We start from the raw sequence: 26,001 nt of genomic DNA, 5'->3' as shown, positions 1-26,001 counted from the left end.
CGGCAGGGCTGCACAAGTGTTGGATGAGGCCGAGTCCAGGTGTCCTCAGCGAGGGTGAAGGAGGTCGACGAGAGGCGCGACTGTGGGCTGTCATAGCATCTGGGAAAGGAAGCATCGGCGTCGCGCATGCCGCTTGGCGGCTAGGTGTGTAGCGGCAGGATGCGGGGGACCTGCCCGTGTTGCTCCTCGTACGCTGTAAGGCGCGCGACCGCAGCCTTCCAATCGCAAGTGCGTTCGGACTGGTGCACTTCGATGAAGACATAGGCCAGGTCGTCGCGTAGCTCCGGGCAAACGGTGCGCGCCAGGTGCATGCACCTTCGGTGCATCGCCCCGCCGGCCGCGACCTCACCTTCGGAGACAGCGATCCACGCGGTTGGGGCGGAGGCGAGGGAGCAGCCACACACCTGGCACAGCCAGTGCTGATCGGCTTCAGCCAGTCGCCTGGAGTTGAGGGCGGTCCACGCGACGTAATCGCCGATGACGGGGGCCAGCCACGGCGCGGGCCGTTGCTCGATGAGCGGACGGGGCCAGCCACGTTCGGGCTGGCCTTCCTCACTCACGACGTCTCCTGCAGGGATCCCGTCGAACGAGCATTCAGCTGCGAGACAGTACACGTACTTCGTGTCGTACTGGCCCGTGCCGTCATGGAGTGTCAGCGGGCCTTGGCAATCAGGACAGGGCGGAAACGGGGCTGGGACGGTCACGGTTCCGGCCTTTCGTCCGGTGTAGGGCGCTCGTGTTGAACCAGCGCCGGGACACATTTGAGAATGTCTTCGGCGTCGGTGATTAGCGTGGCGCGCCCCGTGCGGATCAGGTCGTGAGACTGATTGAACGTCAAGGTGGTGACGGGGCCGGGAAACGCCAGGATGGGGCGACCGTTGATCTCGGCCTGCTGGACCACGCTCATGGCGGCATCGCTGGATCCGGGCTCGATGACGACGCATGCGGTGGTCAAAGCGGCCAGGAGGCGGTTGTGGGCGTCGACATGCGACGTTGGGGGGATCGTCAGTGGATTGTGTTCAGAGACGACGAGGGTGTCTGGGGAGCGGCCAAGGAGGAGGGTTTTATGGTCAGCGGGGTAGTCATTCCGGATACCGCTCCCGAGAACGGCGACCGAGGCTCCGCAGGCGTTGTGGGCTCCGCGGAGGGCCAGGCTGGCGACGCCGGCGGTTCCGCCGCTCCATATCGTGATTCCGTGCCGGGACAGGCCCGCGGCGATGTCCATCGCGTAGATCTCGCCGTAGGTGGTGGGGCGTCGGGTGCCGACGATCGCGACTGAACGCCGGGCAAGTTCGTCCAGGCGCCCGCTGCCGTTGACCCAGAGAGCGAGCGGCGGGCAGAAGGTGATGTGTGGACCAGTTGCTCGGTCGGCCATTCGTCGTCGTGCGGGGTGATGAGGCGATGACCGTGGAGCGCGGCGGCCGCAAGGGCGTCGTGTGCGGCGTCGTCGTGGTCGCCTGGCCGTTGTTCGGTCAGTACCGCGACGGGGGCGCGGTCGGCGGAGATGAGCCGGACTGCTTCGATGGCGCCGACCTCCTGGACGAACATGGCGGTGGCGTGCGCAGGCGGCGCTGCGGAGGAGAGTAGGTATGCGTAGGCGTGGTGGAGTGTCGCGGGACGCATGGTGGGCTCCTATTGTGGGAGGGACAGCGCGTTCGGCCGCGGGGATAGCGTCGCGGTCGGGACGCTGGGCGGCGCGAACAATTGCGGGGAATACGGGCGGCGGGAAAGTGCTGAGCGATGTTGACCGTGGCGGGTCAGGGCAGGTCGAACAAGGTCTCTCCGGTGGAAGCCGCCCAGTGCTTGGCAAAGCTTCGGCGTTCTTTGTCGGCGGTTCCGGCGAGAGTCGCGCCGATGAAGTGTTCGGTGCGGGGGTAGGGGCCGTCCGTAGCTTGCCGGCGAATCCATACCCGGCCGGTGTCGTCGGGAGCGCCGACGTTGTCGCGTGTCCATGCGAGTGCTTCGTGCCGGGTCCCGGTGAATCTCGCGCGCGTTGAGCGCCAGCCAGGCCCCTTCCTGTTCGGTTCTGCCGTTCGAGGGAAGAACAGACGCCTGACTTCGTAGACACTCCACTGTGATCGTTCAAGCTGTTGCTCGAACCGTGTCAGAGCGACGAGGTTGTCGTCTTCGACGAGGCGGTCGTACAGACTGTGGCGGCCGAACATGCGGCTTCGGGGATTGAAGAACAACGCGCGAAACTCGGTGAGCAGCGCCTCGACCGCCTTGTCAGGAAAGAGCCGCATCCGGTCTTTCAGGTCGGGAAGTGAGGCTTGTGAGCCAGCGAAAGGACAGATTCTCGCCGCAGTGGCCGTGTCTAGATGAGTTGGTGTCCTGGTAGGAACGTCGGCGATTGCAACGCCCTCAGGTCACGGTTGCTGCGCACGTGTCCCGTTTCCTGACCTGTTACGTGGCGTAGATCAATCCGAGCGGCCGGTATGGTCTTCGAGGCGAGCGTGCCCGAGGCGGCGGAGGTGCTGCGTGGTCGACGTGGTGGTCAGCTCGACCGAGCGTGGCACACGCCGCGCCCGATCCGCGCCCCTGGCTTTTGCGACCGGCGCAGCAGTGGGGTTGCTCGGCGGGATGATCGGGCTGGACGGTGCGGAGTTCCGGCTGCCGCTGCTGATCGGGCTGTCCGGGTTTGCCGCGCTGTCGGCGGTGATCCTTAACATGGCGATGAGCCCGTTCGTTGTGATCACCGCCCTTCCCGCCCGGCTGGCCGTAGCGTCGGCGGCCGAGCTCGGCGCGCACTAAGCGATCGTGGTCAACTCGCTCGCCGGCAGTCTGCTCGGCGCCTGGGCGGGAGCGGCGTGGGCCACCCGTATGCGGACCGCGGCTCTCTGCCGTGTCTTGGCGGTACTCATGGTCGGCATGGCCGCGGTCTTCCTGCGACTGGACAGGCCGGACGCGCGAGCGTCGCCGCGCGGAGATCCGCGAGTTCTTCGGGTTCACTGAAAGTTCGGTCGCTGACCAGGCCGATGCGACTGACTGGCTGGTCGCCGAGGTGACCGAGGTCGAGCGCCGCGCGGAGGAGGTGGGCGCTGTGCTGCTGAGCTGGCTGAGTGGTTGGCGTTTGGAACCGCCGACGGCGGGCCGGATAGAGCGGATCGTGCGCTCGGCGCTGGCTCGCGGCGAGGCGCGGCTGATTGAAACGGGTCATCGCGTTGCTGCCGGAGGAAGGTTCTTGTGGGTCCGTCATGAGTCCGGATTTTCGCACAACGTAGGTCACAGAACCCCGCTCCTTTCGCTTGAGCGCGACCCGGTTCTGAGAGCCGATCCGCTTCTCGGCGACCTCGGCCCGGCCATATTTGATCTTGCTCCGGCAAAGGGTCGTTTGTGAGAGCAGCGCCAGGCTCTCGGTGCCGGGGCTTGTGGTACGGAAGGCGGGGAAACGGGCGCTCACTCGCTCGCAGGAGGGGCGGGGCGAGGAGTGGCTTCCTTGGGTTTGGGGCCGGGGCGGCGGCTACGTGCGGCGCGGGCGCGGATCTCTTCGGTGGCTGCCCGGTAGGCGGGGGCCGCGTGGGTGAAATAGTCGAAGAGGACCTCACGCTGTTGGGGTGTGTAACGGTCCAGGACCTCGGCGATCAGTCGGCGGGCGGGACCGACCACGTCCTCGATGTCGGGGAAGGTCTCGGCTGAGGCTTCGACGATGACCCGTCGGCGGTCGGCCGGGTCCGAAGTGCGGCGCAGGTAACCGGCCTTCTCCAGTCGGTCGATGAGCCGGGTCGTGGCCCCGGTGGTCAGGCCGGTGCGGGCGGCCAGATCGCCCGAGGTGATGCGTCCGGCCAGGGTGATCAGGCTGACCGCGTACCACTCGGTGGGCTGGAGACCGGCGGCTTCCGCACCGGCCATGCCATGCAAACCCACCGCGTCGAGGTACTGGCGGAAGATCACGTGCTGGTCTCCAGGCGTCGGGTTTGCCATCGCTGTGGATGCCCCTTAGGCTAGTAGTTGCAACAATGCAGATATTGTGTGCGAGCAGATTCTGCTTCACCTTAACGAACTGGAGGGCGGCATGACCACACAGGGCGACAAGGCGGCCATCACCGCGGTGATGGCCGAGATGAACCGCGCGTGGGCCCGCAACGACGCGGACGCATACGGGGCACTTTTCACTCAGGACGCCACGTACGTCACGTTCGTCGGGACGTACTACAGCGGAAGGGCCGACATCGTGGAGTGCCACCGTGCGCTGTTCGCGAAGTTCCTCAAGAACACCAAGCTCGCCGGGGAGATCACCGACATCCGGTTCTACGGTCCGGATACCGCGGTCGTCAACGGTCGCGGCGACACCTACAAGGGCGCCGCCGCGCCCCGGTCCTCGAAGCTGTCGAAGGTGCAGACGTGCACGTTCGTGCGTGAGGCGGACGGGCAGTGGCGGGTGGCGGCCTTCCAGAACACCCAGCGCAAGGCGCTGTTGGAGGCCATCTCCTTCAAGACTGCCCCCGGCACCATCCCGGCCGCACAGAAGTGACCGGGTCTACCGCCCGGGGCACGGCTCTGGTCACCGGGGCGAGTGAGGGCATCGGCCGTGCGCTGGCCAGTGCACTGGCCGCGGACGGCTACACGGTCACCGGCATCGCGCGCAACGAGGCACGCCTGCGCGCGGTCATCGACGGCCTGGGCGAGGGCGGGCATGCGGCTCTCGTCGCGGACCTGGCGACCGAGGACGGCCTGGAACGCGTGGTCGACGGTGTGCAGCAGGGCCGGTTCGACGTCCTGGTCAACAATGCGGGCACCGCGAGTTCCGGGCCGTTCGTCGACGTCCCGCTGGAGCGCGCGACGGCCATGATGAACCTCAACTGCCACGCGCTGCTCACCCTCGCCCACGCCTTCCTGACCGGGGCCCAGCCCGGCGGGGCATTGGTCAACGTCTCGTCCACCCTCGCGTTCGCCCCCATGGCGAACCTGAGCGTCTACAGCGCCACCAAGGCATTCGTCACCTCGTTCTCGGAATCCCTGTGGCATGAGCACAAGGCCCGCGGCGTCTATGTCATGGGCCTGTGCCCGGGAATGACCTCGACGCGATCGCAGCCGCACAGCGGCGCTGACGTACCCGCTGGCCTGGTGCAGAGCCCGGAACAAGTCGCTGCCACGGCTCTGGCGGCCCTGCACCGTCGCAAACAGCCCACCGTCATCTGCGGCACGAAGAACACCCTGTTCGCGGCCGTGGCCAGGGCCCTGCCCCGACGGGCGGCCCTGCGCATCCTCACCCCCCAACGGCAGTCTCCCGCCTACCACCGCACGCCCCTCTGAAACGGAGCAATCCCATGCCCATCCGCAAGAAGCACCTGCGCACCCTGCACGGTCTCATCGAAGCACCCGTCGACCAGGTCACACCCCTGGTCCTCGACGTGCCGCCGGCCGACGGAGTCACCGTCGAGGCCTCTACGCGCACGCGAAGCGTCGCCGTCCAGGGCAGCTGGTGGTATCGCAGCGAGACCACCGTCACCCCGACACCCGGCGGCAGCATGATCACACTGAAGATCTACAACGTGGCACAGCGAAGCCGCTGGGCGGTCCCCCTGGCCTCCCATCCCGCTCTGCGTGACGCACCCGCGGCGTTCATCTGCCGATTGGAGACCATCGGAGCCCACCTCGGCGTCAATGCCTACCCCACGACCCCAGCCCAGAACGGCGGGGCAGCGTCAACGCGACGCACTGCATGACACTGGACGCACCGGAACATCTCCGAGGAAGAAGAGATGCGACGGCAGGCCGAGGGACTTTCGCGGCGGTGGTGACGGAGCCGTTCGGCGACCGGCTCAATCTGTTCGGCTCGACACTGCTGGCCTTATGGGACCGCGATTTCGGCCCTCCGATGCTGTGAGTTTCGGTCATGTCGAGGTCCTCGGCGCCGGTGCGCGGCACCGGCGCCGAGGACACCCACCCACCCGCTCGGACGCGTCCCAGGCAAGGCTGATCTTTCCCATCCGGGCGGTCACCATGGACGTGTGTCGAGATCGCGGTATGTCAGCGGTTGCCGTTCGAAGTCGCAGGGGTGGAGTCAGCGGGCCGAAACCCGCACGGTAGAGATGTCGGGCAACTCGACGAACTCGTCGTTCAGGTCGCGCAGCGGGCCTTCGACGACGTACGCGCCTGGGGACAATCCGAGTTCCAGGGCCTGCTCCAGAGTGATATCGACCCGGACCCAGGAACGGGAGACGACTTGGATCCCTTCGACCATCGGAGGGGTCGCCGCGCGGTCGCAGGCCGGCCCAGCGGAAGTCGGCTGCTGCGCCTGAAGGCCCAATCACTGCTGGCCCCGCGGTGTTAGCAGGTCGCGGACGACACCGCCGGACGCCAGCGCAGCCCGAAGCCGGATGATCTCCTCGTGCTGAGCAGTCAGCCGTGACACGGCCTGGATCTGGAAGCTGATGAGGTCGGCGTTCTGTTGTTCTTGGGCGCCGACGCGCTTTTTCAACGAGGTGACCTGTTCTTTCAGTCGTTCGATCTGCCGCTCGCGGGGGTCGGCGATCACGCCGGTGTCGCGCAGTGTGTCGCGGCGGTGCTCGAACTCCTCCTTCAGATGCAGGTAGGTGCTGTAGAGCGCGGCGCGGGTGATGCCGCTGGCGGTGGCCAGGGTCTTGACATCACATTTGCCGCCAGGTGGGAGCTCGCCGCGCAACAGGCGGTCCATCGCCGCACGGATGGTGGCTTCCTTCTGCGTGCGCGTCTGCTGGTCGAGTCGTCCCATAGCTCAGACCTCGTCCGTCGACGCGGTACCGCTGTTGGCGTCGATCTCGGCCAGGACGCGGTTCGCGCGGGCCAGGTCGGCTCCCAACCTGACTTTTTCGGCCTTCTGGCCGCGGCTGAGGTTGCCGAGGAACACGGTGGTGCTCTCGACGGCCTGGGCCCACACCGGCCGGTGGCACGGATGGTGAGTCGCTTGCGGGCAGCGAGCGGAGTCGCACATCCCGATCAAGGGTTTATCCGCGTCCGGGGTGCCGGCCAGGCGCAGGCAGAGCGCTTTCGAGGGGTCGGTGAACCAGCAGTAGTTCGCTATCCCCAGGTGCAGGGTCTTCGCCCGTTTGGACAGCATGCCGCGTAACTCCTGATCGGTGACGATGATTTTGGGTGCCGCTCGTTGCTCGTCGGTCAGCTTTCCGTCCACGATGTCGAAGAACTCCAGCAGGTTCTTGGCATGCGGCCCAGAGGGGCGGATACCGTTGCGGTAGTTGGTCATCTCGTCGACCAGGATGTCCAGGTTGCGTTTCTGCTCTTCCTTGCCGACCTCGGCGAGGAACTTCGCCTGCGCGCCGCCGGGGCGCCCGGCGTAGCCCTCGGTCGTGACGACGCTGATGTGCTTGAGCGCGAGCTTCGCGGCCAGCAGCCCGCCTGGCCGATACGCGATTTCGACGGCCAAGGTGCGGCGCAGCATCCGCAGCTCCACTTTCCGCTCCGGAATCGGCACGAGGCCAAGGCGATCCCCGGCGGGACCGTTGACCCAACGGCGGAAGGTGCCGTAGGTGTTCTTGAACGACGTACGTCCGAACAGCAGCGCGCCCGGTTCGGCGTCGTCACCGAGCAGTTGCTCGGCGAGCGCCACGGCGCGATGGACTTCGGCCACGACCACCCACTCGTCGGCCTCACCGCCGTAGCCGCGGTGTTTGATGACCTTCCCCGCCAGCCGATATCGCCACATCCCCGGAGCCTTCTCCTCCGGTGGAAGTCGGCAGCCGAGGGTGAGCTCGAACAGTTCACTGGACCGCATTCCGGTCGCAGCCGCGATCACCAGCAGGCACGCGGTACGCACCACGTCGGTCAGGGCGCGGGCGTGACGATCCGACAGCGGCACCGTCCACGCGACATCGCCGCGGCCGTCGGCGCGGGCCACCTCGGCGGCATCACGTCCCAGCGGTTCCTCGACGCCCACGAGCGCGGCTGCGCGCTCCAAGACCGGCCGAAGCTGCGTGAGCCACTCCGTGCGGAAGTTCCCGAACCCGGCGTCGATCGCCACGTCTCTCAGCGAAAGGTTTGCCAGCGGGTCATCGGGGTGAGCGGGCGTACGCCTGACGATCTGCTCGACCTGGTGCGGGATACGGCTGAACGGCCTGCCGTCGACGACGCGTTGCTCGATCGCCGCCCGAACCAGCCCCATACTCGGGCTCCTCGGCTCCGGGAGGGTCCGGATGCGGGCACGTTCGGCCCGCATGTGTCTGTTCAGCGCCACGACGTGCGGGCCGAGGGCATCCACCACGTACAGGGCTGCGGCGAGCACCGGCTGCAGGACATCGTCGGGCACCACCGGGGTGCTGTTCTCGATAGGTGTCTTCAGTCCGGCGACCGCGGCGGCGGCTTTCCCGCCGAACGGCCGGAATCCCGCGCGGAGCCGGTCATTGCTGAACAGGGCGTGGTACTGCACGAGGCCGTTGATGACCTGTACGGCCATGTTCACCGTTGAGCGTCGGTCGCCGAGGCCCTTGCCGTTGCCGCGTCGCCGCTCGGCGATGTAGACCTCGCAGAGGTGCTCGCTGACCTGACCGAGTTCGGTGATGCCCTCGTTGGTCAGCCAGTTGAACCAGCGGATCAGCTCGTAGTGCTTGTTCACGCACCCTGGGACCGTTCGCGCCACCCGGTACGCGGCAGGAAGCTCGCACACGGCGTCGTGTGAGGGCACCAGCAGCGCGACGAGGTATTCCTTGGCCACCACTCGCCACACCGGATTCCGGATCGCCCCGAAGTTCCAGCGCTTGTGCGGCTTCGCGATGTACGCAGCCAGATCCGTGGCATCGGAGAAGTTCCAGACGTCTTGTTCGAACACTGGCCCACGCCCGCCGAGGCGCACGCGCAGACCAATCGCGGCACACAGATCAAGCCCTCGGAACGGGGACGCACCATCGTGGCGCTCGGAGTTGGTTGCGGTCGTCGTCATGGGTTTGTGCGTTCCTCCGGAAGCAGGGGCAGCTCGGTGTCTGCATCGGCGACATCGCGGACGGCTCGGGTCAGCAGTGCAGGGTCACGGTCGCGGAAGGCCCCGAGGATGTCGTCGATCCGCTGGGCGTAGGGGCCGAAGGTGGCCATGAACTGGGCCGAGGGAAGCTGCTGCCACTGACGTGCGAAGAACGCCTGCATCCGCAGCAGGTTCACCGCGTGGCGAGGGGTGAAGATCGCCAGCGGGCACAGTAGACATACCCACGGCCGCGCCGGGCACGGCTTGCCCGCCGGACCGTGCAGGCCCGACATCGGATCCGCGCACGCGGCGACGAACACGTCCTGGCCGACGGTGGTGACCAAGGCAGTGATCGTCTCGTCGCTCAACCGCATCGCGCGGACCGCGTCCGGGAACCGCTGTGCGAACTCCGCGGTCTCCTGCGTGGTCAGCACGATCGGTGGTCGCGCTTTGCGGAGCACGTCGGCTTGGGCGTTCTCGATGATCGTGTCGACGGCGTCCTGCTGCGCGGGGGTGGTTGCGGTCAGGTAGTTGTCGCCCTCGATCGCCGGGGTGTGGTTCGGGTCCACTGTGGCTCGCGAGCTGCCGAACCAGGACTTGCGATCGCGCAGTGACTCGAACGTGGTCCGGATGCGAAGCCGGTTGACCCGCAGGGGTTCGCCGTCGTCTGCGACGAGCGCGACGTCGACGTCGAGCATGGCGGGAAGATCCCGCTGGATCCACTCGGTGACCTGGCCGCTGGTGATCTCCGCGGACATCAGCTGCCCGTAGCGGCCGTTGGCGTAGCGCGCCCACAGTTCTCCCCGCGCCTCGGCCGGCGCGGTGTTCCGGGTCAGGGTGGAGTGGTCGAGCCATTGCTCCAGCAGACGTACCGATCGGGCGTTGAGGGTTAAGCTCTCCGTCGAGGTCCGGCCCTTCAGGTAGCGCAACAGGATCGTCGAGTCACCTGCCCAGTCGAGGTCCTCGACGCCGAGGGATTCGATGCCGTCCGGGACGATGCCGCTGTAGGTCCCGAACAGCGTGCGGTATGCCAGCGTGATGCTCGTGTCGACGAACAGTGCCGTGCACGCCTTCGGCACGATCTCGGTACACGCGTCGCCCGCAGCGGATCCGAACTCCTGCGAGAACGCCGTCCACGTCATCGGGCCGCGCCGCTGGAACAGCCAGCAGACGTTGTCGAAATCGAACCCGCCCTCGCGCGGGTCCCGGCCGCGTTCGGCGGCGGCGATGGCCGCGCGGTGCGCGCCGTAGGAACGGCGGATCGATTCCCGGCAGACCTGCTGCAGTTGCTGCCACTCCTGTTCGCTGTAGGGCACGGTGCGGCGCTTGTCCCGCCGTCTCTGCGGATTGAAGTGCCGACCGTCCACCAGCGCGCGAACGTCCGGTTTCAGGACGCCGAGCTCGTCATCCATCGCGGCGAGGATGCGGCGGGTCTTATACTCCCGGGCGTTGCTGGCTGCCATCCAGTACTGCGCCAACTGCGGCCGGGTGAGGTTCGCCGCGCCGCCGACGTGCCCGCGGTCGGTGAGCTCGGCGACGAACCGCCGGATCGAGGTGACGTACTGCTTGAACGTCTTGATCTCATCGATCCGGCCGTGCGGATGCACGAGGTCGACCAGCCCGATCAGCATCTCGCTGGCCAGCACGGGGTTACTGACCTTGCCGAGCCGGATGTTCTCGTCGGTGCGCCGGGCTGTGGAGACGAAGGTGATGCCGAGCGGGTCGTCGATCAGTGTCGCCGGCATCAGCGGGCTCCCATGTGGTCGATGGCCTCGTCGAACTCTTCATTCGCTTCGCGTGTTGCTGCCGCGAGTTGCGCCCGCTCGGGACGACTGTGGCCATGCCGTTCGTAGGCGTCGCGGTAGATGCGTGTCATATCCAGGCGCCGTAGATAAATTTCCGTGGTCAGGACTGACGAATGTCCTAAAAGGTCGCGCAACACGGCCATCGGGTCCGCTTTGGACAGATAGAAGGCGAGCGCGGCATCGGCGTCAGTGTCCTCGATCATCTGCGCGAGCTGGGCGTAGTAGCCGCCGACAAGTCTTTCCAGGGTCCGAATCGCGAATGTATGGCGCAGCCGATGGGGGTACACGGTCGGGAATCTCGGTTCGAACCGGTCCCGTATCCGCGCGGAGGCCCGCTCGAGCACCGTCGCCCACGCGGTGAACGGGCCGCCGTCGTGCCGCAATGCCAGAAGCATCGAACCGCCGTCCGGCGCGACCAGTCGCAGCCGGTCTGCCGGGCGCAGCGTGCACCAGCGCACTCGGTTGCCGTCGATCCTGCCGCCCACCTGGTCGACCTGCGTGACCAGCAACGGATCTTTCGGGCGCCACGTTGATCCTTCCGCGGCCAGCGGCCGGGCAAGCTCGACGTAGCGGTGGACCTCGGCCAGCGCGGCGTAGCTAATCCAGGTCTCGCGGAACTTCCGGCCCTTGGTCACTTCAGCTGGAACCGGAAATGGGATCGGCAGCGCGGACGGCGTCGGAGGAAGCAGTGGGATTTCCGGCGTCAGCAGGTAGGTGAACTCCTGGCGGCGCAGACCGGTCGACAGAGCGAGTTTCCCCACGTCCGCGTTACGCGCCAGCTCACGTCCCCGGTACTGGGTGTCCTCTTGCCCGTCAGAATCTAGCCCTGCCAACGCTTTCAGGAACAGTTGCTCGAAATCCGAGGCCAGGTACTTGATCGTCACGTGCGGCTTCGGACGGCGCCGCACGGCCATGTTGACCTGCTGGACCTGTTCTTGATGGCCGTAGGCGACCTTGGCCTGCCGGTAGGTGAACGGCTCGGCCTGCGCGTGACCTTCGGCGGTCGCCCACTTGTAGGACACCGTGAGAATGCTGACGTGCTGGTCCCACGTGGCGGCCCCGAAGCGTACCGCGATCGGCCCGCACGCCCGATGAACCGCATACGCGCTGAGTGCGGCCTTCAGTTGCGGACGGGTGTCGAACAGCTCGATTCCCCGCTCGGAGAGGAACTCCATCCACGCACGCAACGCACGTCCGTACGTCGGCCACGACGACGGCGACGAACACCCGCTCGACGGCAGCTCGCGCAACCAACGATTGACCACCGCGCACGGCCGGGGACCGCCCGCGTCCTCCAGGAAGAGATCGTCGTCGATGAGCACTGGCATGCCGTCGGGCGTGACCGGTCTCTGATCGACGTCCCACGACTCCCAACCCTGAACCTCGAACAAGATCATCTTCACGTCGGGGAAGGTACAATCGAGACACGCTAGGTCGCAACACGGAACGGATACTGACCGGCGGAGACTCAGTCCAATCGGGACACAGCAGCAAAGCAGTCAGAAGACAGAACGAGCACGCGGACTTCTTCCACGTGATGCGGAAGGCCTTGTGTAGGCGTGCAAGGCATCGGGTGCGGGACCAGTCCCAATCGATGAGTGGATGGAACGGCTCGCGCGTTTGGGTGGCGTAGACGTCATCCTTGTCGGCGCGGCCGGTTTCGTCGCGGTTGTAGCCGATCGCATGCCGGTACTCGCGGTCGGGAAACGCGGTGAGGATGAAGCGGTCGAGAACGAATCCCTTGAATTGCAGCGAACAGCGGCGATCTGAGAGTTGGGGAGTGATGCCGTTGATCGCGTTGTGCTGTGCCAGCGTCCACGGACCCTTGCTGTGCATGACTCTGGGACTTCGTGAGTCATCGAGAATTTCGATTCCGTCAGACTCAACCGGACCACGGCGCGACAACTGGACCAGGCGGACACCTCGGTCGCGTAGCAGCGGCAGGATGAAACGTTCGGAATCGCGAAGCGTGTCGTTGAACTCCGAGCCGACGACCGCGTGCAGCACCACCATGTTCGCCGGATCAGTCCCATGGTCTTCCGGGGCCGACAGGATCTCGGTCAGATAGGCGGAGCTCTCCACACCCGCTCCCCACGACACAATGTCGAGGGGCGGGCCGACAGAGGGCAGTGGGAACAACGTCGCGGCTGTCACAGTCACCGCTGGATTCGTGGACGGGGTCCGTCCGATGTGGCCGTGCGTTGTCTAGCGGGCGGATCGTTCGGAGGTATCGTCTCCGCGGCGGGATGTCCGGGCGGAATCTGCACAGTGAGGTTCGGCTCAGGCGGCGTCAGTGGGGACGTGGCCTGTTCTTCCGTGCGGGGCAGCCCTTGAAAGATGCCCACGTGGTAGGCGATCGCCACGGCATGAGCCCGGTTGGCGGCCTTGAGCTTGTACAGAATGTTCTTCACGTGGGTGCGAATGGTCTCGATAGAACGAAAGGTTTTGGTGGCAATCTCGCGGTTCTCGAGGCCTCGGGCGATATGCTGGAGGACCTCCAGTTCTGTTGGTGAGAGTGTCATTCTTTTGCGCATCGTTTAGCCCTTCGCTGGAGGGGCTGGCTGGTCGTCGCGGCGCGGTGCGACGACCAGCCAGCCGAGCCGGGGCGCGGCACGTTGGGGCGACGTGCGCGGCTCGGGGTCCCGGCTCATTCGGGTGGTTTTCGGTAGGCGGCGAGTTCGGGTGAGGTGCTTGGAGCCAATCGATCCGAGCCGCGAGGGACGCGGCAACTGAAGGACCGGACGTGCGCTGGAAGCAGCGCGTCGTCGTGGCACCAAGGAAACCGTCTTGGTGGGTGTGCGAGGTGGACGAAGCGTTCCCGAAGCAGGCCCATCCGCGGCGGCCCGTCGATGTAAGGGAACGCCCCTCGGCAGTCGGCCGCTGCGGGTGGGTCTGCTTGAATGCCGTGTCCGCCTCGTGCACGCACAAGGCGTGAATCCCGTTCATTTATTCACTTCTGGGCACATCCCCGGGATGTGCGGATGGAGCGAGAACTCGACCGAACATGGCCAGCCTCCCGAGCGGCCGGCGGGCTCGGCGTGGTAGGTCGCCGTCGTCGAAGAGTGCGTCGTCATGGACTTCGTCCATGTCGGCATCAGTGCGTAGGCGTTGCAGTGGACGTGGCGATGTCCGGCGGTGGCGCTGATGTTTGAGTATCGAGGCATCGACGTGTTCGGTTCGGAACCACTGCTCCTGCTGCTCGTACCAGGAAGCGGTCAGGGAGTTCTCGCAGCGTCCGGCGCCAGTGCGCTTGCCCTCCACGCACGGCAGAGGCCACCGCAGTGTTGTCTCCGCGACGCTCGGCACGCTGCGACTGTGAAGGCAGACAAGCCAGGAGCACGTGGGGTGCTCCATAAAACACTGAGCGTGACTTGCTAGGAAAACGTCTGAAAAAGTTGACGATATGACGAAGTGTGGGCAGACTTGTCTCAGAAGGTCGTCACGGAGTTACCCGTTCGGGACGGTGCTCCAGGCCTTCGAAGCGGCGCCTCCTCTACCCCCTGGAGGGCGCCGTGGTTCGGGAGACGGTTCCAGGGGAGGGCGCCGTCTCCCGAACCCCCTCTTGAGGTTCACGTGCTCGCGCAGTATCTGAACGGCTCGGGGATGCGCTAGTCGTCTCTACGTCCCTCCCTGGCTTCGTTGATCATTAATTGGGAGGAACTCGGCATGGTCATTAAATCTCGTCATGCTCATGTGGCTCGGATCGCCGCTACCCTGTCGGTGGCGGGTGCGCTGGCATGCGGAATCGGTTCGGTCGCCCCGTCAGGCGCCGCCGCTGCCGAAGTGCCGCATGCGGCATCGTCGGTCTCGTATTCTTCTGTCGAATCCGGTTCGAATAGCGTTGATTCGGCGTCGGCCGTAGTGGCGAAGGAACCGTCGGTGAAGGCGCGCTACCAGTGCATTACGCGAGATAACACGCCGCTGTGGTACAACGGCGCGATTCTCAGGTGGACGAACGCTGGGCAAGGATTGTACGACCTGATGGATTTCGGTGACCAACGGATCTGGGCGAGGCTTTGGGGAGGGGGTAGCATCTCGTACCAGATCGACCGATGGAATGTCGGCTGGTGCGGCTGAGGTCCTAACCAGGTCTACTTTGTACTCGATTGATTTTCTGTTCTGCGACGGTATCCGCTGTGCTGTCGTGGCAGCGCGGGCGTCGGTGCGTTCATATGAACGCTACTTGTCACCCGTGGTACTTGCTGCCAGTCCGCTGGGCCAGGGCAGGCCATACTTTTCGGCCTGCCCGCCCGGCGGACTGGTGCAGAATGCGACGCCACCGCCGCTGAGCGCATCGCGGGCGTTCGGCCTTGCTGGATCGAAGCTGTCACCTGATTCGGGAGCATGGATAGCTCTGGTGATCTTCCGGAGTGTCGCACACGGCCGGCCTACAGGACAGATCAGCGAACGGGGCAGCGTCGACGTCATCGTGGACGTGACATTCCAAGCCAGGTCGCAGGGGGCGGGTCCCGCTGTCCATCGCGCAGGTTGTGCGATACCAACTGGCCCGAATCCTCTCCTGCAGGCCGGGCCGGGAGTTCGTGTTGCTGCCCGTGATCTATTCCGGGCCTTCGGTTCCAGTGGGAAACGCCATCCGGAAACTGATCCGCTTGTGGCTGTTGATCTGCTGCGCGGGTTCGTGGATGAGCACGCTTCCGGGGACGAGCATCGCGGCCGCGCGGGGGTTGAACACGGCGGCGTCGATCTGGGTGGGTGGCCTGCCGTTCGGTGCTGGGAAGTTCGTGGGGGTGTAGTCGTCGGCGAGTTCGGCCATGTGGCTGAACCCGACACCGCCCACGCGGCCGCCGGGTTTCCGGGTCAGCCACGCGCGCCGCCAATCGCGGCGGCCGCGCCGCCAGCGGCCGCACAGATAGTCGAGGGCGTGAGTGTCGAACGGGTGGTCACCAGGAACGGGAATGCCGTCTGGGAACAACATGCGGGGCGCGTAGTGGCACAGTTCGTCGAAATGCTCGGCGTAGGTGTCGGGCTCGAATTTCGGTCCGGAAGGGTGACCGAAAAAGTCCCCGACGACCATGGTCGGCAGTTGCGCCTGTGCTCCGTAGGGGCGGAATGGTTTGACGTCGTGGCGGCGCTGGTCGCCGTCCGGGTGCCCGTGGAAGCCGAAGAGATAGAACTTCTGGTCTGGCGAGTCCCGTGGGGACAGTAGGGCGCGGTTGGCGTTGCGTTCGAGGAAACCGGGTTCGTCCCCGCTGTCCCAGGTATGTTTGTGGACGAGGTTGGCGTCATACAGCAGAGCGGGACCGAGATCTCCCCACTTGTTCGGCAGGCAACCGGGCCGGATCACATAGCTGCGGTCGCGGAACGCAGTGTTCAGCGCATACTCGGCTTGCCCGATGCCCTTACCGCCGAAGAGCCGCCAGAAGTTGCCTTCGCCGATGATCCCGGCATCGGGTGTCCGGTTATCCGCGCCCAGCAGTTCCACAAGGTTGTCCATGGCGTAGACGGCGGACTGGTCGTGTTCCGCGCCCCCGTTATCGAAGTTGAGGTATTCCCTATTGAATGTGCGTGTTGACGCAGTTCGAGAGGGATGGTGGAGTGACGAGTTGGCGAGTGTTCTGGGTGCCGCAGGATGCGGTTCGTGGCGGAGTGCGGCGGCGACTACTGGCCGGATGGGAGGACTTACCGGCACGCGAAGATGACGTGGGGGTGCGGGCGGGGGACCCGATCTTCCTGTCGCCGGAGTACACGGTGGACCCGCTGTTGATTTTCTACAGTCAGTCCAACAAGTTTCGTCGCTATACAACGGAAACACGGCGGAATTATGCGACGGACATCAGTCTGTTCCTGACGTTCCTCTGGCAGCGTTGCCGGAGCTGGATTGAGGCGACACCACGGGATCTGGAGGATTACGAGCACTGGCGCCGGTTCGCTGAATCGAATCCCCTGCGGATCGGGGGAGCGAAGTGGGATCGTGAGCTGGCGGCATTCACCAGCCTGTACAAGTGGGCGGTCAGCAACTACCACGTGCAGCGGAACCCGGTCGCGATGAGGCAGGTGGTCGGTCGCGACGGCGAGGTGGCGACGGTGCCGACGGCCAGGGCGAAGGATGCCCGGCGCGGCAATGTGCAGTGGTTGACGCCGCGGACGTGGCGGCGGTGGATTGACGTCGGGTTGCGCGGTCACACTCGCGATGGTGTGCTTGAGCCGGGCTGGGTAGGTCGGCTTGAGGACCGCAATGTGGCGTTCGTGGGACTGTTGACGAGTTCGGGGCTGCGCCGGGCGGAAGGTGGCTCCCTGTTGACGTTCGAGGTGCCCGCGCTGCGGCTGGACGGCGGTCGCTACTACCGGGGCATCGTCGCCGCGGAGGTGACGCGCTCGAAGAAGCGGCGCACGTTCTACGTTGCCGCCGACGCGGTAGGCGAGATCGAGACGTATGTGGACTCGTCGAGAGCGTTGGTGGTGCGCCAGGCGCAGAAGAAGGGCCGCTACGACCGGTTGCCCGGTAGGCGGGTGGTCACCGAGGTCACCCGGGGACGTAAGCCGGTGGTTCACTGGCGGGACCAGGGCGGTGTGGCCGGCTACCGGCCGCTGGACGCGCTGACGGTGCGGGAGCGAATGGGGCTGTTCACAGAGGGCCCGCGTGGTCTGGAACCGTTGTGGTTGTGGCTCAACGAGCAGGGCCTGCCGTTCCAGGTGCACTCCTGGGACGGTGTCTTCACTGCCGCTAACCAGCGATGCGCGCTGGTGCTGACCCCGCCGAGCAGGCTGGGCTTCGACCCGCACCAGGTGTTCGCCCCGTACGCGACTCCGCACTCTGCACGGCACTCGTTCGCCCTGTTCATGCTCGTCGTGTTGAACACCCTCATGGATCAGCGGTACGGACTGTCCGCTGAGGAGCGTCGAGATTTCCGACAACTGTACGGAGATCCGTGGTTCATGGTGCAGTGCTTGTTAGGCCACGCCACACGGGAGACTACGGTCCAGCGGTACCTGGCTCCTGTCGCTGACCTGCAGCTGCGACCGATGCTGCTCGGCGCGGCTGAACCGGTGAACGCACCGATGCCGGAGCTGGATGAGCTGTTCGCCCGGGTGGCGCGGGACTCTGAGGGGATCCAGGACCTCGTCGATCGCCTTGCGCCGACGCGCGGCGGTCTCGAGTGAGCCCGCGCGGGCGCTCCGCGTCCCTGCCACCATCCGGTCACGCGCGCCCGGAATACATGGCCCCGGACGGTCTGGTCGTCCACCATTACAACCGCGAGGGACGGGTCAAGGAGTATGACTTCGGCACGTTGCCGGTGGCGGAACCGATGCAGCGCTCGCTGGCCGCGCTGTTCGCGGCCCGGTGCACCCCGCACTGCTGGACCTTGCACATGACCTCGAAACAACACTGGTTCCGCCTGACCCGATTCACGACATTCCTGTCCCAGCAAGAACATCCGCCACGCGATCTGGACGAGCTCACCGCGGCCATGGTCGCGCGATGGCGTGGAAGTCTGGTGGGGACTACTGACGGCTACTCGGCGTTCGACACGGTGACCCGGCTTCTCCGGGCTGATGCACGCTTGCAGACCGGCCGGATAGCTGACGAGCTGGCCAGGCGCATCCGGAAACCCGCCGGTGCGGTCCAGTCCTACAGCGAGGCGGAGTTCGAGCAGATCACGGTCGCCGCCCGGCGGACGTTCCGGGCTGCGTCGGGACGGATCGAGGAGAACCTCCGGCACCTGGCGGCCTGGCGGCAGGGAGTGTTCGGCGAGGACACCCAGGGCTGGGTGCTGGGGGAGGCCCTGGCCATGATGACCTCTGGTGAGGCTCTTCCCTGCTCTATCGACAAGAGCGGCCACCGGAACCTGGTGTGGAAGTACCGTAAAGCGCTGGGCAAAGTGAGATGGAAGCGGCTGTTCTTGTCGCGGACGGAGGCGGCTGCACTGGGGGTCCTGCTGCTGGCGCAGTTCGGGTGGAACCTGTCGGTGATCGACCGCCTAACGGTTCCCCGAGCGTCGCCGGACCCCGGCGACGACGGCCGACCGACCTATCGTGTTCCGCTGGAGAAACCGCGCCGCGGCACCGGTCAGCACCACGAGACGAGAAACGTCACCGATGACGGATCCGTGTCACCCGGACGTCTGATCACCCAGGCCCTTGCCGCCACCGCACCAGCCCGCACCATTGTCGAGAACCTCGCCCCCGGCACCGACCGGTTGATCATCTGGCGTCAGGAAACCGGCAGGCAAGACCGAGTGGACCAGCGTGACCGCCACGCGGCGGTCGGCCTGTTCCACTTCGGCGTCGACGCCTCCGCCGCCAAGACATGGGCACGGGCAGAGGGATTCACCGGATCCCCGTTCCGGAGGGGACGACGGACGGTGGTCGCGCTCGATCGCCGAGAACCTGCTCAGCACTCCCAGGACACCCACGATCGCCACTACGTCCTGGTCGACAAGCGGGTCCAGGCCGAAGCCGTCGAGACGATCGCGGCCGGAGCCGAGGACGCGGCCGACCGTGCCCGAACGACGGTTATGGTCGCCACGCTGCGCGAGCAGCCGAGCCCTGGGGATGTGGAGACCGTGACCGCGGCCTGCGCGGACTTCGACAACGGGCCAGTTCCGACCTCCGCCGGCTGTGGTGCCTCATTCCTGCTGTGTCTGGCGTGCACGAACGCTCGTGTCCACCCCGGGCACCATCCGCGGCTGGCGCACCTGCACGGTGCGTTGACCAGCCTGCGCTCGGCCCTGCCTCCCGCCCGCTGGGAGACGGACTGGGGTGATGCCCACGCCCGCCTCACCGATCTCCAGGGCAAGCTCGGCGACGGCATCTGGGCGCAGGCCTTGGCCCAGATCACCGATACCGATCGCGACCTCGTTGACCTTCTGCTGACCGGAGCGCTGGACACGTGAGCACCGCCCCCGCACTCGATCCCGACGCACTGCCTATGCCTACACCACAGAGCCCTGTCGTCCTGCCACACCTCGCTCGGCCGCTGCACGGCGACTTCAACGCCCGCTACGCCGACGCTGTGTGGCCACTGAGCGCCTTGACCGAGAACCCCAGCCAGGGGAAGGCAACGATCTACTGGGAGCGCTGCCCTTTCGCGTTCCGAGACCAGTTGCGGTTGGTGGCCTGGCACCTGATCAACGCTGAGTTGGGACCCGCGTTCCGGATGGAGCGCGGCAGGCTCCGCGGCCGGCTGAGTGTGGCGGTGACCTCGTCGACGGTGGATCACTGGATGCACCTGGCGCTCTGGCTGGAAGCCCGCGGCATCCGGAGCCTGTCCGAGTGCGACACCGCCGTCCTGCACGACTACGGCACACATGTTCGCGGCCAGGACCACAGCCGCGGCTATACCAGGAAGACTTTGATGGCGTTGACGCGCTTGTGGGCGTTCGACCAGCTCAGCGCCAGCCCGATCGGTGTTGCGCGACCTCCTTGGGAGGACATGGGGGTCGATGACTACCTGCCGGCTGTGACCACGGCCGGCGGCGAGAACGAAACCGAGCCCCTATCCGAACGAACGATGGGCCCCTTGCTCATCTGGGCAATGCGCATGGTCGACCATTTTGCTGAGGACGTACTCGCCGCCGCTGCCGAACGACAGCGCCTGCTGGACGTCGCAGCCAACGTCACTACCAGCCCGGCCGGGCAGTTCGCGTTGCGTGCCTTCCTTGACCCCTTGATCGACGCCCAAAAACCTGTGCCCACAACCAGGTCCTTCGGCAGGCGTGCGCTCGCGCGCACGTACATCAGCGGTATGACAGGTGCGACCTTCGGCCAGATCGACAGGTTCGTCCAGCGCGCGGGACTGCTGGTCATCGCCGCGGAACGGCCAGGGCCGTGTCCGCTGGACGTCCAGGTCACCGCCCGGCTCGCCGGGCAAGCTTGGCGCACGGCGATTGACTACGACGAAGTTGCGACGTTAATGCGGCATCTCGGCACCGCCGCGTTCATCGTCTGCTCGTACTTGACCGGCATGAGGCCGGGAGAGGTCCTCGGTCTACGGGCCGGGTGCTGCCCAACCCCCGAGCCCGCCGCAGACGGCACCGCCTCACGACACCTGATCCGCAGCCACGAGTACAAAGGCGCCACCGACGAACAGGGAAATCACCACTCCGCCGGCGTCGAGCGAGACGTACCCTGGGTCGCCATCGCCCCGGTCGTCCGCGCCATCCGGGTCCTGGAACGCATGGTCCCCGCCGGGGGATTGCTGTTCGACCATCGCGCTCACGACCTGCATGCGCGTCCCGGTACCGGCTCGCTGAAGCTCAACGCGTTCCGTAAGCGGATCGACGCGTTCGTGCAGTGGGCAAACCAAGAAGCGGCTGTCCATGGGCTGACCGGCAAGTCGATCCCGCCTGACCCGCTCGGACTGATAGGTACCGCGCGCTTCCGCAGATCCCTGGCCTGGCATATCGCGCGCCGCCCGAACGGCTTGGTAGCCCTGGCCATCCAATACGGCCATCTACGTACAGCGATCTCCGGCGAGTACGCATCCCGCGGTCGCGGAGGCATCCACGAGCTCATCGACATCGAAACCGTTCGGGCGGTCGCCGACACCGTCGCCGATGTCCATGACGACCTCATGGCCGGTCGCGGGGTGTCCGGTCCTGCAGCCCGTCGTGCGATCAAGGCCGCCGCCACCGCGCCACGCTTCGCCGGCACCGTCATTACCGCCATCACCGCCCGTCGCCTGCTGGTCAACGAGGACTCGATGATCTACGACAACCCGCACGCCCTGCTGCTCTGCCACTACAAGCGCGCCACGGCCCTCTGCCACCGCGACGGCGTCAAGGACACGCCCAGCCTGGACCACTGCGTTCCCGGCTGCGCCAATATCGTCCGCACCGATCGCCATGCCGCCCAGCTCCGCGAACGCGCGAACACCCTGAATGATCACGCAACCCATGTCCTCCAACCGATCGGCGACCGGCTGCGCGCTAACGCGGAGCGGCTCCGTGGCTACGCTGAGACCCACGACCGCAGCCGCACTACCCTGACGGAGACCACCAGATGACGCCCGCTCTCGACGAACGCGATCGCATCCGCGCCGCTATGGATCGAATCCTGGCAGGTACCCCGGAGCGTTCCAACGGAGCGCTGACCGTCGTTGCCCTGGCGCTGGAAGCAGGCGTCCCCCGTAACGCACTCACCCAACGGCACACCGATCTGAAAGCGGAGTTCTACGAAAAAACCACCCTACACGGCGCAATAGCCGAGGTTGAGCGGCAACTACGCACCACCATCGCCAGTCTGAATAAGACGATCGCGAGCAAGAACGCCGAGCTCGCACGGTTGCGAGCTGATATTCCAGCTCTCGTCCGCGTCGTCCAACACCTTACATTGGAGAACAATCAGCTCCGGGACGCACTCACGTACCCCGACGCCACCGTTGTCGCTCTGCCCGGCCGACGCATAGTGAGCTCGTAGGGCAGGCCCAGCACCGTTTCTCGGTCATGGCAGACGCCTGAGAAGCGCCAGTAATTGTCAGCGCGCGGGCTTGCCGATGTCGAGACGGTGGGGATCCGCTCGATCAGGCCGAGTGCGGCGACTTCGAACAGATTTGTGGCCACGGCGCGGTCGAGTAGGCGATTGGCGGCTTCTGCTCTGGTCGCTGCAGCGCAACACACGGCGACACCGCCGTCGTCACCATCGGCGACCTCATCGACAGCTGCCACAAGAGCGGAGAACTCTTCCCTGCAGCGGAAAGCATCACCCAGGAGCTAGTACTCCAGTCGTAGATCGTGATGTTCACGGTTCTTCGGTCGTTTGTCGCACATCGAAGATCTCCCGCCACCGGCCAGGGTCTACGCTGGAGCCCGCGGCCGCCACACGATCTTGAATAGTCCTCACAAACCATTCATGATCAACTGGCGGCCGCGTCCGTCTTCCACCGGCCCCCACCAGCCAAGATCACGAAGTCCGGCTGGAGTACTAGGTCGAGCGGGCGTCGCGGCACCGGGTGAGCAGCTGGCGGTCGCCGGGGCAGGCCCGTCGCCGCCAGCGTCCCGAGTGCAGCGTCACGGCCCGGGTATCACGCCGCTGCAATCTGCCGGCGGCTTCGGTAAGAGCCGTGCCGAACCCGGCCTCGGTCGCCTTACTGGCCACAGGGGCCTGGGTTCTCATCGTTCACCGGCGCTCGTAAGGCGGGAATACCGACAAACGCAATATCGCCGCTACGCACGGTTGGCGTTATGGCATCTCTTCTCTGCCGCATTTGACTCGGGGAGGGGTCCCGGGGTCGATCTCATACGATAGTGGAGGCGTTGCACACTGTTGGGTTGAATGCGATGCGCAAAGTTGGCGACTTCGATCAACGCGGAGGATGAGTGTGACCAGAAAGCTGATATCGAGATTCGTAACCGTTTTCGCACTTATGGCCGCATTTGCGGGACAGGCTCCCGTCAATGCCAATGCGGCCATCGAAGGTGCAGCCTATCTAGGCTGGGAGCTCCAGCTTGCCCCGGATGCGCCTCCCGGGTCGACCGCCGAACGTCGACGAGAAATCTACCTGGCGGCTGGCAACTACTACTGGGAAGTGTCAGCAACTCGAGTAAACGGAGATTATTATCTGCAAAAGCGAAATATCTACCTGGCTGCCGGCACGTACACGTGGATTGTGTGGGTGACGAAAACCAGAACAGGCACCCAGTACAGCTATGTCTCCAGTCTTCGGACGGCCAATTTAGATCCTGCTGTGATAGACGGCACGTTCTCGGTTCATGCCTATGGCAGGTATGCATTGCAATCGTATCTCGAACAACGTTAGTGCGGATGTTTCTATAGGCATCGCAAGATCTCGGCGATCCCGCCTTCGCCGATCGGGGTGCGGCCGAGTCCGCTCCGGCTTTCGGCCCCGACGACGCACACCGCACAGCGAGCCGAGACCTCGATATCGGCGCCTGCGAGCGGTAGCGTGTGATGTGGATGGAGCCGCGGGGAAGGCGGTTCCATCCACTCCGGCGATGATCGCCTGCACCAAGAGCCGGCTCGTCGCGACCAAACACGCATTACCGCCACTACGGGCTCATGGTGGCGGCCATTACGTCACCCCCAGTCGTCGGGCCGGCGTCGGCGCGAACGAGGGTTCGTGGCGCGACGCGGTATTTCGGGCCTGGCTGGACGCGAAACGTTGACCACGCAAAAGTCGCGGACACGCTCACTCGGTGCCTTAGGTCTCAGGTGCGCCGCGGAGTCGGGTGGGACACGATCGGATTCACCGGCCGTGTACACGCTGATCCGGCTGGGCAGAACCAGCCCCTGACCGGCACCGTCGAGCTCTTGCTTGATCGAGCCCCGCCGTCCTCGAAGGCGGCCGTGACAAGCAGTTCCACGCGGGTATGGCCGCGGTGTTTCCCCTTCAGTTGGCGCCTCAGGTTTACAAAGGCCTTTGATCATCGGGAGCCTCCATCTCAACAAGCGTGATTGCGGTGCGGGAAGCATGGGGAAGCGCACTGCCGAACGGCGGAGGATCAGGCAGGTTCCGCACCTCCGGTTTCACAGGGCTGTGCTGGTATCGTTTGCCGAGTGCGTGAGCAGGTCATCGCTGGGCGTTACCGTCTGGACGAGCGGATCGGCAGTGGAGGCATGGGCGTCGTGTGGCGCGCCTTCGATCTCGAACTGCGCCGGGTGGTGGCTCTCAAGCAATCCCATGTGGGCGACAGCGGTCAGATTCGACGAGAGGCCAGGATCGGCGCCGGTCTGCACCACCCGAACGTCGTGACGGTGTTCGATGTGGTGCTCGACGACGAGGTCCGCTGGCTCGTCATGGAGTACCTGCCTTCCCGGACCCTGTCCGAGATCATCGAGACCGACGGTCCGCTCAGCGCGGCCGAGGCGGCCGGGATTGGCGCGCAGCTGGCCAACGCGCTGGCCGCCATGCATGAGCGAGGCATGGTGCACGGCGATGTCAAGCCGGGGAACGTGCTTGTGGCCGAGGATGGCACCGCGAAACTGACGGACTTCGGTATCGCGCGGTGGGCGCAGGTGACCGTTACCGGCGGCGCGCTGGTGGGCGGCACGCCCGGTTACCTCGCCCCGGAAGTCGCCGACGGTCGGGAAATGCAAGCACCGGCCGACGTGTTCTCCTTGGGCGCGACGCTGTTCGCCGCGGTCGTCGGGCGTTCGCCGTGGGGCGCCAACGAACTCGGCCCGCTGGTGCAGCTGCGCCGCGCCGCGGCCGGCGAGCTGGGGCCATTGTCCGAGGCCGGGACGCTGGCCCCCGCACTCACCGCGTTGCTGGAGACTGAGCCGAGCCAGCGGCCGCCTGCAGGCATGGTCAAGCGCATGTTCGAAGACATCACCGGCGACGCCGCGCCACTCACGCCTCTGCGTGGCCCCGTTCACGGCCGCAGGTCGGCGTCCAGGCGGCGGCTGCTAGTGACCTGTCTCGGGCTGGTGGCGATGTTGGTAGCGGGGGTCGCGGCGGGCTTCGTGTGGCGTGCTCCGCGCACTGAGACGCCGCCGACACCGGAACAGGCGCGGGTCGGTGTCATGGGAGACGAACGCACCGCCGATCCGTGCTCCTTGATCGAAGTGGCCTCGCTCGCCCGGTTCGGAACCGTCAAGCTGGATTCCGAGTACGGGCCGTTCTACAACTGCTTCCTCCGGGTGCGACTCAGCCCGGACGAGACCGACATCGCCGAAGTGCGGGTAGAACTACGCGGCGTGCTGGACCCACCGCCACCGGCTTATCGCCTTGGTCGCCTCGGGCCCATACAACGGCCCGCCCCGGAAAAGGGCGAGTGCCCGCGGTACGTCTGGATGCCGGATGGACACGAGGTCGGTGTGTTCGCGCGGCATCTGGAGAACGGGCGCGCCGATCTGTGCGGGATGGCCGAAGCCGTGGCGAGCGGCGTGGTGGTGGCGCTCGCCGCCGGCGAGGTTCCCCGCAGGCCCGCGGCGCCCGCCGGCTCGCTGCGCAATCTGAACGCGTGTGACCTGCTCGAGCCGGACGACACAGCATCCGTACTCGGGGTGGCCGGAGTCAAGCCAGAGCCTGACTTCGGCCAGTGGACCTGTTACTGGGAGCAAGCGCCGCTCCAGGTGATCGTCGAGTTCCATCGCAACCGCCCGCCGGTCGACGGCCCCGACGGCAGACTGATCAAGATCGGCTCCCGGGACGCTTTCGTCGAACCGGCCCAGAAAGCCGGAGACGGCGACATCGGCTGTGAGATCACCATCGTCCACCGGAGATATCGTGCCGCCGACCCGGCCGACGGGGAGTGGGCCGAAGTGGCCGACGTAACCGTGGAAACCAAAGAGAACATCTCGTCGGAAAAACTCTGTGCCATGGCCATCGACCTCTCGAAGTCCGTCACGAATCGCCTTCCGCCGCCCTGAGCCCCCCGCACTCTC

General features: G+C 66.0%; 25 protein-coding genes. 14 read left to right on the top strand and 11 right to left on the bottom strand.

Annotated features, from left to right (window positions below; all coding sequences use genetic code 11):
- Positions 1-140 precede the first annotated feature (140 nt).
- Both ACLJO0_RS41625 and ACLJO0_RS41620 read right to left on the bottom strand, forming a co-directional pair.
- Entirely contained in the window at positions 141-560 is a 420-nt protein-coding gene (locus ACLJO0_RS41625; protein WP_410585421.1) for a hypothetical protein, read from the bottom strand.
- 140 nt (positions 561-700) lie between these two features.
- Positions 701-1,375: a DNA-processing protein DprA gene (locus tag ACLJO0_RS41620; protein WP_410585420.1), complete on the bottom strand. Its 675-nt coding sequence runs from the start codon at positions 1,373-1,375 to the stop codon at positions 701-703.
- 26 nt (positions 1,376-1,401) lie between these two features.
- On the opposite strand from ACLJO0_RS41620, the gene ACLJO0_RS41615 reads away from it, so the two are divergent.
- A complete protein-coding gene (locus tag ACLJO0_RS41615) occupies positions 1,402-1,587 on the top strand; it encodes a hypothetical protein (protein ID WP_410585419.1) in 186 nt (61 codons plus the stop codon).
- 170 nt (positions 1,588-1,757) lie between these two features.
- Here the strand turns inward: ACLJO0_RS41615 and ACLJO0_RS41610 are convergent, their stop codons facing one another.
- Positions 1,758-2,243: a hypothetical protein gene (locus tag ACLJO0_RS41610; RefSeq protein WP_410585418.1), complete on the bottom strand. Its 486-nt coding sequence runs from the start codon at positions 2,241-2,243 to the stop codon at positions 1,758-1,760.
- A 235-nt stretch (positions 2,244-2,478) separates the two neighbouring features.
- Here ACLJO0_RS41610 and ACLJO0_RS41605 point away from each other — a divergent pair, with 235 nt between their 5' ends.
- Both ACLJO0_RS41605 and ACLJO0_RS41600 read left to right on the top strand, forming a co-directional pair.
- A complete protein-coding gene (locus tag ACLJO0_RS41605) occupies positions 2,479-2,751 on the top strand; it encodes a hypothetical protein (protein WP_410585417.1) in 273 nt (90 codons plus the stop codon).
- 91 nt (positions 2,752-2,842) lie between these two features.
- Positions 2,843-3,337: a DUF4158 domain-containing protein gene (locus tag ACLJO0_RS41600; RefSeq protein WP_410585416.1), complete on the top strand. Its 495-nt coding sequence runs from the start codon at positions 2,843-2,845 to the stop codon at positions 3,335-3,337.
- Positions 3,338-3,396: 59 nt separating this feature from the next.
- Here the strand turns inward: ACLJO0_RS41600 and ACLJO0_RS41595 are convergent, their stop codons facing one another.
- A complete protein-coding gene (locus ACLJO0_RS41595) occupies positions 3,397-3,891 on the bottom strand; it encodes a MarR family winged helix-turn-helix transcriptional regulator (RefSeq protein WP_410585415.1) in 495 nt (164 codons plus the stop codon).
- 121 nt (positions 3,892-4,012) lie between these two features.
- Here ACLJO0_RS41595 and ACLJO0_RS41590 point away from each other — a divergent pair, with 121 nt between their 5' ends.
- Genes ACLJO0_RS41590 through ACLJO0_RS41580 form a run of 3 tightly spaced genes read left to right on the top strand, consistent with a single transcriptional unit; the run spans position 4,013 to position 5,666 of the window.
- A complete protein-coding gene (locus ACLJO0_RS41590; RefSeq protein ID WP_410585414.1) occupies positions 4,013-4,471 on the top strand; it encodes an SgcJ/EcaC family oxidoreductase in 459 nt (152 codons plus the stop codon).
- Positions 4,468-5,253, top strand: a complete 786-nt coding sequence (locus ACLJO0_RS41585) for an SDR family NAD(P)-dependent oxidoreductase (RefSeq protein ID WP_410585413.1) — start codon at positions 4,468-4,470, stop codon at positions 5,251-5,253. The genes ACLJO0_RS41590 and ACLJO0_RS41585 overlap by 4 nt, the downstream gene beginning before the upstream one ends.
- Before the next feature lie 14 nt (positions 5,254-5,267).
- On the top strand, positions 5,268-5,666 hold the full coding sequence (locus ACLJO0_RS41580) for a hypothetical protein (RefSeq protein WP_410585412.1): 399 nt from the start codon (positions 5,268-5,270) through the stop codon (positions 5,664-5,666).
- Between the two features lie 338 nt (positions 5,667-6,004).
- Here ACLJO0_RS41580 and ACLJO0_RS41575 read toward each other — a convergent pair whose 3' ends face one another.
- The 5 genes from ACLJO0_RS41575 to ACLJO0_RS41555 form a co-directional block, all read right to left on the bottom strand.
- Positions 6,005-6,184 (bottom strand): hypothetical protein, encoded by a 180-nt coding sequence (locus tag ACLJO0_RS41575; protein ID WP_410585411.1) that lies wholly within the window; start codon positions 6,182-6,184, stop codon positions 6,005-6,007.
- A gap of 66 nt (positions 6,185-6,250) precedes the next feature.
- Positions 6,251-6,694, bottom strand: coding sequence for a hypothetical protein (locus tag ACLJO0_RS41570; protein WP_410585410.1), 444 nt, complete (start codon positions 6,692-6,694; stop codon positions 6,251-6,253).
- 3 nt (positions 6,695-6,697) lie between these two features.
- Complete coding sequence (locus tag ACLJO0_RS41565; RefSeq protein WP_410585409.1) at positions 6,698-8,761, bottom strand: hypothetical protein; 2,064 nt, start codon at positions 8,759-8,761, stop codon at positions 6,698-6,700.
- A gap of 107 nt (positions 8,762-8,868) precedes the next feature.
- A complete protein-coding gene (locus tag ACLJO0_RS41560) occupies positions 8,869-10,635 on the bottom strand; it encodes a hypothetical protein (RefSeq protein WP_410585408.1) in 1,767 nt (588 codons plus the stop codon).
- On the bottom strand, positions 10,635-12,098 hold the full coding sequence (locus tag ACLJO0_RS41555; protein ID WP_410585407.1) for a hypothetical protein: 1,464 nt from the start codon (positions 12,096-12,098) through the stop codon (positions 10,635-10,637). Before ACLJO0_RS41555 ends, ACLJO0_RS41560 begins: the two co-directional genes overlap by 1 nt.
- A 199-nt stretch (positions 12,099-12,297) precedes the next feature.
- Here ACLJO0_RS41555 and ACLJO0_RS41550 point away from each other — a divergent pair, with 199 nt between their 5' ends.
- On the top strand, positions 12,298-12,465 hold the full coding sequence (locus ACLJO0_RS41550; protein ID WP_410585406.1) for a hypothetical protein: 168 nt from the start codon (positions 12,298-12,300) through the stop codon (positions 12,463-12,465).
- Between the two features lie 386 nt (positions 12,466-12,851).
- Here ACLJO0_RS41550 and ACLJO0_RS41545 read toward each other — a convergent pair whose 3' ends face one another.
- Positions 12,852-13,229 carry a response regulator transcription factor gene (locus ACLJO0_RS41545; RefSeq protein ID WP_410585405.1) on the bottom strand — a complete coding sequence of 126 codons (378 nt, stop codon included), beginning with the start codon at positions 13,227-13,229 and terminating at the stop codon, positions 12,852-12,854.
- 1,132 nt (positions 13,230-14,361) lie between these two features.
- Between ACLJO0_RS41545 and ACLJO0_RS41540 the strand changes: the two genes are divergently transcribed.
- Positions 14,362-14,772 (top strand): hypothetical protein, encoded by a 411-nt coding sequence (locus ACLJO0_RS41540; protein ID WP_410585404.1) that lies wholly within the window; start codon positions 14,362-14,364, stop codon positions 14,770-14,772.
- A gap of 481 nt (positions 14,773-15,253) precedes the next feature.
- Here ACLJO0_RS41540 and ACLJO0_RS41535 read toward each other — a convergent pair whose 3' ends face one another.
- On the bottom strand, positions 15,254-16,150 hold the full coding sequence (locus ACLJO0_RS41535; RefSeq protein ID WP_410585403.1) for a hypothetical protein: 897 nt from the start codon (positions 16,148-16,150) through the stop codon (positions 15,254-15,256).
- A gap of 116 nt (positions 16,151-16,266) precedes the next feature.
- On the opposite strand from ACLJO0_RS41535, the gene ACLJO0_RS41530 reads away from it, so the two are divergent.
- The 6 genes from ACLJO0_RS41530 to ACLJO0_RS41505 all read left to right on the top strand — a co-directional run bounded on the left by ACLJO0_RS41530 (position 16,267) and on the right by ACLJO0_RS41505 (position 25,986).
- Positions 16,267-17,817, top strand: a complete 1,551-nt coding sequence (locus ACLJO0_RS41530) for a site-specific integrase (RefSeq protein ID WP_410585402.1) — start codon at positions 16,267-16,269, stop codon at positions 17,815-17,817.
- A 56-nt stretch (positions 17,818-17,873) separates the two neighbouring features.
- The gene (locus ACLJO0_RS41525; RefSeq protein WP_410585401.1) at positions 17,874-19,550 is read left to right on the top strand and encodes a hypothetical protein; all 1,677 of its coding nucleotides are present in this window, start codon (positions 17,874-17,876) and stop codon (positions 19,548-19,550) included.
- Between the two features lie 137 nt (positions 19,551-19,687).
- The gene (locus tag ACLJO0_RS41520; protein WP_410585400.1) at positions 19,688-21,661 is read left to right on the top strand and encodes an integrase; all 1,974 of its coding nucleotides are present in this window, start codon (positions 19,688-19,690) and stop codon (positions 21,659-21,661) included.
- On the top strand, positions 21,658-22,074 hold the full coding sequence (locus ACLJO0_RS41515; RefSeq protein WP_410585399.1) for a hypothetical protein: 417 nt from the start codon (positions 21,658-21,660) through the stop codon (positions 22,072-22,074). Before ACLJO0_RS41520 ends, ACLJO0_RS41515 begins: the two co-directional genes overlap by 4 nt.
- 901 nt (positions 22,075-22,975) lie before the next feature.
- Positions 22,976-23,413, top strand: a complete 438-nt coding sequence (locus ACLJO0_RS41510; RefSeq protein WP_410585398.1) for a hypothetical protein — start codon at positions 22,976-22,978, stop codon at positions 23,411-23,413.
- 758 nt (positions 23,414-24,171) lie between these two features.
- On the top strand, positions 24,172-25,986 hold the full coding sequence (locus ACLJO0_RS41505) for a serine/threonine-protein kinase (RefSeq protein WP_410585397.1): 1,815 nt from the start codon (positions 24,172-24,174) through the stop codon (positions 25,984-25,986).
- Positions 25,987-26,001: the final 15 nt, after the last annotated feature.

This window comes from Amycolatopsis sp. lyj-108, assembly GCF_046549005.1.
Lineage (GTDB): Bacteria > Actinomycetota > Actinomycetes > Mycobacteriales > Pseudonocardiaceae > Amycolatopsis.
This window is presented reverse-complemented; position numbering and strand designations above follow the sequence as displayed.

Bases quoted from the DNA above. Each gene is read 5' to 3' on its own strand.
- ACLJO0_RS41570 (WP_410585410.1), bottom strand. From the start codon at position 6,694: ATGGGACGACTCGACCAGCAGACGCGCACGCAGAAGGAAGCCACCATC.
- ACLJO0_RS41550 (WP_410585406.1), top strand. From the start codon at position 12,298: ATGGAACGGCTCGCGCGTTTGGGTGGCGTAGACGTCATCCTTGTCGGC.
- ACLJO0_RS41620 (WP_410585420.1), bottom strand. From the start codon at position 1,375: ATGGCCGACCGAGCAACTGGTCCACACATCACCTTCTGCCCGCCGCTC.
- ACLJO0_RS41615 (WP_410585419.1), top strand. From the start codon at position 1,402: ATGACCGTGGAGCGCGGCGGCCGCAAGGGCGTCGTGTGCGGCGTCGTC.
- ACLJO0_RS41575 (WP_410585411.1), bottom strand. From the start codon at position 6,184: ATGGTCGAAGGGATCCAAGTCGTCTCCCGTTCCTGGGTCCGGGTCGAT.
- ACLJO0_RS41545 (WP_410585405.1), bottom strand. From the start codon at position 13,229: ATGCGCAAAAGAATGACACTCTCACCAACAGAACTGGAGGTCCTCCAG.
- ACLJO0_RS41580 (WP_410585412.1), top strand. From the start codon at position 5,268: ATGCCCATCCGCAAGAAGCACCTGCGCACCCTGCACGGTCTCATCGAA.
- ACLJO0_RS41610 (WP_410585418.1), bottom strand. From the start codon at position 2,243: ATGCGGCTCTTTCCTGACAAGGCGGTCGAGGCGCTGCTCACCGAGTTT.
- ACLJO0_RS41590 (WP_410585414.1), top strand. From the start codon at position 4,013: ATGACCACACAGGGCGACAAGGCGGCCATCACCGCGGTGATGGCCGAG.
- ACLJO0_RS41560 (WP_410585408.1), bottom strand. From the start codon at position 10,635: ATGCCGGCGACACTGATCGACGACCCGCTCGGCATCACCTTCGTCTCC.
- ACLJO0_RS41540 (WP_410585404.1), top strand. From the start codon at position 14,362: ATGGTCATTAAATCTCGTCATGCTCATGTGGCTCGGATCGCCGCTACC.
- ACLJO0_RS41535 (WP_410585403.1), bottom strand. From the start codon at position 16,150: ATGGACAACCTTGTGGAACTGCTGGGCGCGGATAACCGGACACCCGAT.
- ACLJO0_RS41525 (WP_410585401.1), top strand. From the start codon at position 17,874: ATGGCCCCGGACGGTCTGGTCGTCCACCATTACAACCGCGAGGGACGG.
- ACLJO0_RS41515 (WP_410585399.1), top strand. From the start codon at position 21,658: ATGACGCCCGCTCTCGACGAACGCGATCGCATCCGCGCCGCTATGGAT.